Source organism: Actinotalea ferrariae (assembly GCF_019733465.1).
GTDB classification, from domain to species: Bacteria; Actinomycetota; Actinomycetes; order Actinomycetales; family Cellulomonadaceae; genus Actinotalea; species Actinotalea ferrariae_A.
On record NZ_JACVQL010000152.1, the window covers coordinates 1 to 8709 of the forward strand.

Sequence of the window (8709 nt, forward strand, 5' to 3'; positions counted from 1 at the left end):
GCGCCGCCGACGGCCACGCCGCCCGCGAGCATGCCGCCCGCGCCGCCGAACCCACCGCCGAGAGCCCCGCCGAGGCCGCCACCGCCGCCGAAGGTCGGCCCGTTCGCGCCGTGGCCGCCGCGGACCGTGCCCGTGACGTCGCCGTCGGCGTTGCCGTCGCCGCCCCTGGTCGTGTCGTCGTCGTTGCCGCTGTTGTTCTCGGTGGTGTTGTCGGTGGTGTTCTCGTTGGTGTTCTCGTTGGTGTTGTTGTTGTTCTGGTTGGTGTTGTTGTTGTTGTTGTTGTTGTTGTTGTTGTCGATCGGCTCGCCGATCATCCACACGCCGCGCGGGCCGGTCGGGGTGCCGATCGCGAAGACCCCCTCGCCACCACCGTGGTTCGAGCCGGTGCCGCCGTTACCGAGCGGGGGACCGCCCCAGCCGCGCGGACCGCCGCCGTACGGGTCGGTGGGCGCGGGCAGGTTGGGCCGCGACGGGCCAGGTCCGTCGGGCCCGTCCGAGCTGTTCTGCGTGAAGGCCGTGTCGACCTTCAGCTTCGCCGCCTCCATGTCCGCCGCGAGGTCCGCCATCGCGACGGCTGCCTGCGCCTCGCGCTCCTGGCGCCGCTTGTTCACCCAGTACATCTCGGCCTGCGCCGCCGGCATCGACCCGGCGCCGGGCACCGCCACGGGGACGCCCGTCGCGTAGCCCTGGCTCACGGCCTGCGCCTGCCACTGGTCGAGCCCCTCGGGCGGCAGCCCGGCGTACTCGCCCTGGGCGGCCGACAGGGCGCTCTGCGCGGTGACGGTCGCCGCCGCGATCTCCTTGAGACCGGTGGAGAAGTTCACGAACTCCACGCTCACGCTGTGGAACGCCTCGAGTGCCGCGTCCGCCGACTGGCCCGTCATGCCGGGCTCCTGGGCGATGGAGTCGAGGATGCCCGCCTGGAACTCCATCTCGGTCGCAGCCGTGGTCAGCTCAGCGGTGCGGTCCGTGGCGACCGTCGGATTCGCCTCCTCGGTCTTGGCGAGGTTCTCGACGTTGCTGCCCATCATGGGTCCCTTCGGACGGGTTCTGCCGGGTGGGTGGTGCGGCGTCGGATCAGGACGGTGGCGACGCCGCCGACGACGAGGAGCCCGCCGACGCCGAGCGCGATCGGGAGGACCGGGACGCCGTCGGCCTCGGCCTGGCCGCCGTCGGCGCGCGCGCTCGGCGTGGGCGACGGCGCGTCGGTGGGCTCGGCGCTCGGCGAGGGGGTCGGCTCACCCTCTCCGGCGACCGCGAGGATCTCGTCGGTCGAGGGGGTGCCGTTCATCTCGCCCAGCGGGCGCAGGAACGGGTTCTCGTCGGGGTACTGCGTCGGGTCCGCCGCCATGAGCTTGGCGACGTCGACAGGGCCGTAGCCCCACTGGTCGTGGTGCTCGAGGTCGGGGTTGTCGATCGTGGTGTTGCGGATGAGCGCCTGGATCATCTGGTTGCCGGTCGCGTCCGGGTGCTGCGACCACGCCAGTGCCAGCACGCCGGCGGTCCACGGCGTCGCCATGCTCGTGCCTTGCGCGCGCTCGTAGGCGGTCCAGCCCGGCTGCTCCGACGAGGGCCAGCGGAACTCGACCCCGGGCGCCACGACCGCGAGGTAGTCGTGCCTGGTCGTCGGGCTCACGAGGTTGGCGTCCAGGTCGGCCATCTCGACCATGACGACGCCGTTGCCGAGCGCGGGGTACGCCACGCCGCCGTCGTTCTGGGGTGCCGCGACGATGATCGCGCCCGCGGCGTAGGCCCGGGCGACGGCCGAGCCGATGTCGCTGTCCCAGATGCCGCCGTACGCCATGCTGATGATGTCGGCACCCTGGGCGACGGCGTCGTCGATGCTGTCGGCGATCGGGCGGAGGTTGTTCGGCCCGTGCACGCCGATGCAGTTGGGTGCGTCGGGGTCGTCCTCGTACCACCCGAGCGGCGTCACCGAGTAGCTGAGCACGGTGGCCCCCGGGGCCACCCCGCGCACGCCCGGCTCCCCGCCCGCGCCGGCCCCGGTGCCGACGAGCAGCGCGGCGGTGCCGGTGGCGTGCTCGGCGTCCGGTCCCGTCGACGTCTCGGCCGGGACGCCGTCCGCCGCGATGCAGAAGCTCGGGCGGACGACGAGGTTCGCCCCCACGAGGTCGGGCGCCGCGGGGTTCACCGGTCCGTCGATGACGGCGATCGTGATGCCCTCCCCCGTCGACCGCTCGTGGGCGTCGGCCACGCCGGTCCTGGTGAGGTACCACAGGCCTCCGTCGGTCGGGTCGGAGGCCGCCGTGGCGGAGCCTGGCGCGACGAGCGCCGCACCGATCGCGAGGAAGGTGGTGAGCGCGGCCGTGCGGACCGCCGTCACGCGCCCGAGTTCCACCCGTTGCCCGTCCCGAGGTCGGCGAACGGCGAGTCGCCCGACGTCGGCGAGGGCGGCAGCGCCCACAGCGGCGGCGCCGTCTCCGGCGGTGCCATGCCGGGCGCGTACGGGACCCGGGTCTCGGGCATCTCGAGGGGCTCGGAGGCGCGCGTCATGAGCCGCTCGAGGTCGGCCGCCGTGGTGGCGTCGAGGCTCTCGAGGTCGGCGACGTTCTGCTTGAGCGTCTCGCAGAGCTCGCCGACGCGGTCCCACAGCTGCGTGAGCTTGGTCTCGGCGACGTCGAGCGTGGTCTGCATCGAGGCGCGGAACGCGACGGCGGGCGGGGCGCTGGACCACGCGGTGCTCGTCTGCGCCGACCGCGCGGCGACGACCTTGGGGAGGAAGTCGGTCTCGATCTGGTCGAACAGGGCGTTGAGGTCCTTGACGCACTGCGCGACGCGCTCGTTCGCGATCTCGACTGACGGTGCCACGCTGATGCCCTCCATCGTTCCCCCTGCCGGTGGTGGCGGCGCCACGCCCCCAACCCTGGGGTTGGGGGCGAGCGTCACGAACACCGGCCCGCGGGCGCGGTGCGCCGCGCGGGTCCTGCTGTGCTGCCGTGCGGGTGGTCCGGCCCCGAGGGGCGGCGGATCACCAGCGAGCGGCGTTGTTCTTCTCGGTCGAGTTGTACTCCTGGCCCGACGTGTCGACCGCGCGGCCGATGTCCGTGAGGAGGAGCTTCATGTCGCTGATGGCCGACGTCCACTTGGACTTGGCGGCCTCGTAGGACTGCGACGCCTCACCGGACCAGTTGGCGCGCAGCGGCTGCAGCGAGCGGTCCATGTCGGCGAGCTTGGCCTCGAGCTGGTTCGCACCGGTCGAGATGTCGGCCGCGGCCGTGGACAGGGCGGAGAAGTTGACCTTCAGGTCGCTCATCGATGTGCCTTTCTGCCTGGTCGGGTCAGCCGAGCCGGCTGGTGAGGCGGTTCATCGAGGCCGACTGCGCCTCGTCGGACGCGGTGTACGTGCTCTGCGAGGAGATCAGGTTGCTCTCGAACTCGTTGAGCGCGCTGATGATCTTGTTCGCGTCGCCGTTCCACCGCTCCATGAGCGTGTTGAACGCCACGGCGCCCTGACCGGCCCAGGCGCCACGCAGGCTCTCGAGCTTGCCACGGAGAACGTTCAGCTCGTTCTGCAGCTCGGACCGCGACTGCGCGACTGCGGACGCGCCGGCCTTGAGTGCACCATCGGCTGCGGAAACTTCTCCAGCCATAGCCACCTCCCCCTTCCCATGACCCCTCGGGGTCTCACCAAGAACCCGACCGGACAGCCAGGGTCGGCACCCCTGGGTGCCAGGCCCGAGGTTAGACGATCACGCGGACGGGGTGGCAACAGCAGGCACCGGCTGTGCACGGAGCCTTCACGAACCGCCACCCCAACGGGTGACGCCGGTGACCTCGCGGGTCACGTCCTCGGCGGGGAGGTGGGCCGGCCGGGTGGGTTGCAGGTGGCGGGGCCGCCCCCACCCGCGGGACCCGTCCGAGCCCACGGCCCGGTCGACACGTCCCGACGCCGTCGGCCGTCACTATGCTGACCGCCGACGCACGCGACCACACGACCGAAGGACCGGGATGACCGCAGGCACCTCGACCCCCGGCGCCCTCGGGACGCTCGTCCGGGTCTCGGTGGGCGCCGGCGACCGCTCGGTCGACCTCGGTGCCCCCGGCAACGTGCCCGTGGCCGAGCTCGTGCCCGGCCTCGCCCGCACGCTCGGCCTCCTCGACGCGAGCACGGTCTACGGCGGCTTCCGCCTCGTCCGCACGGACGGGCGACCGCTCGACTCCGACCGCAGCCTCCAGGCGCAGGGCGTCGAGGACGGCGCGCGGCTCACGCTCGAGTCCGGCGCGCAGGTCGCCGAGGTGCGCGTCTACGACGACGTCGTGGAGGCCGTCGCGGACGCGGTCGAGGGGCAGTACGCCCCGTGGACGCCGCGCGACTCGGCGCTCACCGCGGTCGTCGCGGCCGCCGCGTTCCTCCTCACCGGCGCCGCCCTCCTCCTCGGGGCCGACGTCGACTCGCTCTTCCCGCCGGTCGTGGCCGGCATCGGCGCCCTCCTCGTCCTCGGCGCGGCCGCCGTCGTCGGGCGCGTGGGCGGGCACGACGTCGGCGCGCGCACCCTGGTCCTCGTCGCGACCGTGTTCGGCCTCGTCGCCGGGCTCACGGCCGGCACGCAGCCGCCGTCGTGGGGCACGCCCGCGGCCCTGGCGGGCGTCGGCATGCTCCTCGTCGCCGTGCTGGGCGTGCCCGTCCTCACGGCCGGCCGCGAGATCTGCGTCGCCCCGGCCGTCCTCGGCCTGACGCTCGGCGTGGTGGGCGCGGTCGTCGCGGGGACGGGCGCGGTCCCGGGCACGGTGCTCGCGATCGTCGTCGCGGTCGTGGTGACGGCCGGCAACGCCATCCCGTGGCTCGCGCTCGCGAGCACGCCGCTGCGTGTCGTCTCGCCGCGCAGCGACGCCGAGATCCTGCTCGACCCGGTCCCGCTCGACCCGGACCAGGTGCGCGACCAGTACAGCCGCGGCCACCGGCTGCAGATCGCGCTGCGGCTCGCCGTCGCGACGCTCGCGATCGCGGCCGCACCGGCCGTGGTCGCCACGGGCGTCGCCGGCACGCTGCTGGTCGCGGCCGCCTTCGCGGGGATGCTGCTCGGGGTGCGGCAGACGTACTCCCGGCAGGACGTGCTCGTCGTCATGGGTGCCGGGATCCTCGGCCTCACCCTCACGGGCGTGCTCGCCGCGGCGGCGCACCCCACGTGGCGCAGCGCGCTCGCGATGGTCGCGGGCGGCGCGGCCGCGCTCGTCATCGCGCTGAGCCTCGTCGCGCCGCGTCAGCGCGTCGCGATGGGCCGCGCGGCGGACACGCTCGAGCTCCTGTGCCTCGCGGTCCTGCTGCCCCTCGGCATCGCGGCGGCGGGGCTGGTCTGAGCACGTGGCCAACAAGAAGGACCTCGTCGAGGCCCAGACCTTCAGCCGACGCCGCCTCCTGACGGCCTTCGTCTCCGGCGCGCCCGGCGGCCGCGAGCTCGAGCCGACGAAGCCCCTGCGCGCCGTCGTGACCGGCGTCGCCCTCACCGGCCTCCTCGTCGTCGGCAGCCTCGTCTTCGGGCTGCTCAAGCCCGGCCTGCCGAACGGCTGGGACGACAACTCGCTCATCGTCACGAAGGAGAGCGGCTCCCGGTACGTCGCGCTCGACGGCACGCTCTACCCGATCCTCAACACGGCCTCGGCCCGCCTGCTGATCTCGGGGGAGTTCCGCGTGATCCAGGTGGACGAGGAGAAGATCGCGTCGACGCCGCGCGGTGAGACGCGCGGCATCCCCGGAGCACCCGACGACCTGCCCACCCGCGCGGCGCTGATCCGCTCGGGGTGGCTCGCGTGCACGGAGCCGCAGGGCGGGCTCACGACGCTGCTCACGACGGGCGACGTCGTCGCGCAGGTCGAGGCGGACCTCGTCGCCGCGGCGGCCGAGGCGGAGACGCCCGCCGGGCTCCTCGTGCGGACGGTCGACGACACGTACCTCGTGATCGACGGGCGGCGGCACCTCGTCGCCCGCGCGGACACCCCGGCGGTCCTGCGTGCGATCCGGCAGGAGACCGTCGCGCCGTGGCAGGTGAGCGCGCAGTGGCTCAACCTCTTCCCGCCGGGCGAGGACCTCGAGCCCGTGGTGATGCGCGGGGCGGGCGACCCGCTGCCGGCCGGTGCGCCCGCGCCCCCGGGGGCCGTCGTCGGCTCGGTCATCTCCGTCACGGACACCGGCGTCCGCTACGTCGTCGACCCGAACGGTGACCTGGCGCCGCTGAGCCCGTTCGCGCTCGAGCTGTACCGGATCGGCTCGGGCGCCGTCACGGGCGCGGACATCGAGGTCACCGCCGCCCAGATCAGCGCGATGGAGACCGCCGAGCGTGCCGCCGGAGGCGTCGACTGGCCGGCCGCGCTGCCCGCCGCGCTGCCCGAGGAGGAGGTCGCGTGCGCCTACCTCACCACCGAGGCCGCGACGGGTGAGCCGCCCCGCGTGCGGCTCGTCGCGCACCCCGAGGTCGTCATCGAGGTCGGTCGCCAGTCGGTCCAGGTGCAGCCCGCGGGGGGCGCGCTCGTGCACGCCACGGCGGGCGCGGGCATGACGGGCCCGACCCTGCTCATCGACCAGACCGGCACGGCGTTCCCGGTGCCCGTCGCGGACGACGACGTGCTCGCCCGGCTCGGGTACACGTCCGACGACATCGTCGACGTCCCGCAGGCGTGGATGAACCTCTTCCCGGGCGGACCGGCGCTCACCGTCCAGGCCGCCACGCAGGCCGTGCGGGCGGCCGGGTGAGGGCGCTGCGCCGTGCGGCGTCCGCGCTGCTCGGGGCCGCGCTCGCCGGCGCGATGCTCGGCGGCCCGCTCGCCGTCGCCCCGGCGACGGCCGCAGCCGCGTCCGTGCCCGCACCCGCACGTCTCGCCACCGCCTCAGGCCAGTGCTCGCCCGAGAAGCTGGCCTACGTCGAGGCCGAGCCTCCCGCCCTGAGCCGGCTGGGCGCGCGCGAGGCCTGGGAGACGGCCACCGGCGCGGGCGTGACCGTGGCCGTCGTCGACTCGGGCGTCGATCCAGGCAACGCGCACCTGGCCCCCGTGCTGCTGCCGGGGATCGACGTCGTCGGGCTCGAGGGCGACCCGCGCGGCTGGACCGACCCCGCCGGGCACGGGACCGCGGTCGCCGGGATCATCGCGGCGCAGCCCGTGCCGACGTCGGGCCTCGTGGGCCTCGCGCCCGGCGCGACGATCCTGCCGGTGCGCGTCTACTACGCGGACGACGAGCAGGCGGCCGAACGCGGCGTCCAGCCCCAGACCGGTCGGGTGGCGCAGGGCATCCTCTGGGCGGTCGACAACGGCGCCCGCATCATCAACGTCTCCATCAGCAGCACGACGGACGACCCGGTGCTGCGCGACGCCGTCCGGGTGGCGACCGAGCGTGGCGCGCTCGTCGTCGCGAGCGCGGGCAACCGCGCGACGGCCGAGGACGTCTCCGACTCGCCGCGCTACCCGGCCGCGTACGACGAGGTCCTCTCGGTCACGGCCGTCGACGCGGGGGACAGCGTCACCGAGGACTCCATCCACGGTCCCCACGTCGAGGTGGCCGCGCCGGGCACCGACGTGCTCACGGCGTTCCACGCGGCGGGCGACTGCGTGCTGGGCGGGTCCGCGTCGTCCAGCTACGCGACGGCGTACGTGAGCGCGGCGGCCGCGCTCGTGGCGGAGGCCTTCCCGGAGGAGACGCCCGCGCAGTGGGCGCACCGGCTCATGGTCACGGCGGCCCGGTTCGTCGCCGACGAGCGCGACGACTGGGTGGGGTGGGGCGTGGTGCGACCGACGGCCGCGCTCGCGTTCGTCGACGACGGTTCGGCGCCCGGACCGCCGAGCCCCGCGTACCCGGCGCCGGTCGTCGAGCAGCCGCCGCCCGCCGAGCTCGAGCTGGGCGCGGAGGAGGACCGGCTGGCGCCCGTGCAGGCCGTCTCGTCCTGGTGGCTCCTCGCCGGCGTGGCGGCGTGCCTCGCCGCGCTCGTGGTCTCCCGGCTCACCGCCCGACGGCGTCGCCCCGCTCGGACCTGACGGGACGCTCGTCACTGTCCCGGCGGCTCAGGTTCTGCGGCCGACGTGCCGATGTCTGCAGGACCGGTTCGCCGGTGGCGCTGCGCTGCCCGTACGGCGGTGTGGTCCAAGCTTCAACCGAGGAAGAGGTGACGAGTCCCGATGGCGACTCCCGGAGCGGTGCCCGCGAGCATGGGCAAGCGCCTCCTCGCGGCCGTGATCGACGGCGCCGCGGCGATGCTGCTCGGCGGCGCGTTCGTCGTCGCAGGCCTCCTCCCCGTCGTGCAGGCCCTGCAGTCCGGCTCCGCGACCATCCCCACGACGACCCCGCTCGTGCTCGTCGGCTACGTGCTCCTCATCGGCCTCGGCGTCTTCCAGTGGTGGTTCCAGGGGACGCGCGGGTACACGGTCGGCAAGCGGCTCGTGGGCCTGCGCACACTCTCGGCCGAGACCGGCCGGCCCGTCGGCATGGGGAAGGCGTTCGTGCGGCTGCTCGTGCCGGCGGCAGGCACGCTGGCCTGCGGCGTGGGGCAGCTCGTGGTGCTCGCCTCGCCGCTGTTCGACTCGTCGGGCCGGCGCCAGGGCTGGCACGACAAGGCCGCGGGGACGATGGTCTTCGACGTCGCCCTGGGCGTGGACCCGGCGCAGGTGAGCGCCACCGCGCCCGACGTCGCCCGGCGCATCGACGGCCTCCTGGCGCCCCCGCCCGCGTCCGCCGCACCGGCGCCGTTCGCGGCGCCGCGCCAC

The 8709-nt window shown here is 74.7% G+C and carries 8 protein-coding genes and 1 pseudogene; 4 read left to right on the plus strand and 5 right to left on the minus strand.

Going from position 1 to position 8709, the window contains the following annotated elements; translation table 11 throughout:
- The 5 genes and pseudogenes from ICW40_RS12475 to ICW40_RS12495 form a co-directional block, all read right to left on the minus strand.
- Window positions 1-1028: pseudogene (locus ICW40_RS12475) on the minus strand (hypothetical protein); the annotation flags it as partial.
- Window positions 1028-2359 carry a S8 family peptidase gene (locus tag ICW40_RS12480; protein ID WP_221654348.1) on the minus strand — a complete coding sequence of 444 codons (1332 nt, stop codon included), beginning with the start codon at window positions 2357-2359 and terminating at the stop codon, window positions 1028-1030. The gene ICW40_RS12480 and the pseudogene ICW40_RS12475, both read right to left, overlap by 1 nt.
- Window positions 2341-2829 (minus strand): hypothetical protein, encoded by a 489-nt coding sequence (locus ICW40_RS12485; protein ID WP_221654349.1) that lies wholly within the window; start codon window positions 2827-2829, stop codon window positions 2341-2343. Before ICW40_RS12485 ends, ICW40_RS12480 begins: the two co-directional genes overlap by 19 nt.
- A gap of 160 nt (window positions 2830-2989) precedes the next feature.
- Window positions 2990-3274 (minus strand): WXG100 family type VII secretion target, encoded by a 285-nt coding sequence (locus ICW40_RS12490; protein WP_221654350.1) that lies wholly within the window; start codon window positions 3272-3274, stop codon window positions 2990-2992.
- Window positions 3275-3299: 25 nt separating this feature from the next.
- The gene (locus ICW40_RS12495; RefSeq protein ID WP_221654351.1) at window positions 3300-3611 is read right to left on the minus strand and encodes a WXG100 family type VII secretion target; all 312 of its coding nucleotides are present in this window, start codon (window positions 3609-3611) and stop codon (window positions 3300-3302) included.
- A gap of 358 nt (window positions 3612-3969) precedes the next feature.
- Between ICW40_RS12495 and eccD the strand changes: the two genes are divergently transcribed.
- The 4 genes from eccD to ICW40_RS12515 form a co-directional block, all read left to right on the plus strand.
- Window positions 3970-5319 carry a type VII secretion integral membrane protein EccD gene (gene eccD, locus ICW40_RS12500; RefSeq protein WP_221654352.1) on the plus strand — a complete coding sequence of 450 codons (1350 nt, stop codon included), beginning with the start codon at window positions 3970-3972 and terminating at the stop codon, window positions 5317-5319.
- A gap of 4 nt (window positions 5320-5323) precedes the next feature.
- Entirely contained in the window at window positions 5324-6709 is a 1386-nt protein-coding gene (gene eccB, locus ICW40_RS12505; RefSeq protein ID WP_221654353.1) for a type VII secretion protein EccB, read from the plus strand.
- Window positions 6706-7983: a S8 family serine peptidase gene (locus tag ICW40_RS12510; protein ID WP_221654354.1), complete on the plus strand. Its 1278-nt coding sequence runs from the start codon at window positions 6706-6708 to the stop codon at window positions 7981-7983. Before eccB ends, ICW40_RS12510 begins: the two co-directional genes overlap by 4 nt.
- 141 nt (window positions 7984-8124) lie before the next feature.
- Window positions 8125-8709: RDD family protein (locus tag ICW40_RS12515; protein WP_221654355.1), on the plus strand; the 585-nt coding region annotated here is incomplete at its 3' end.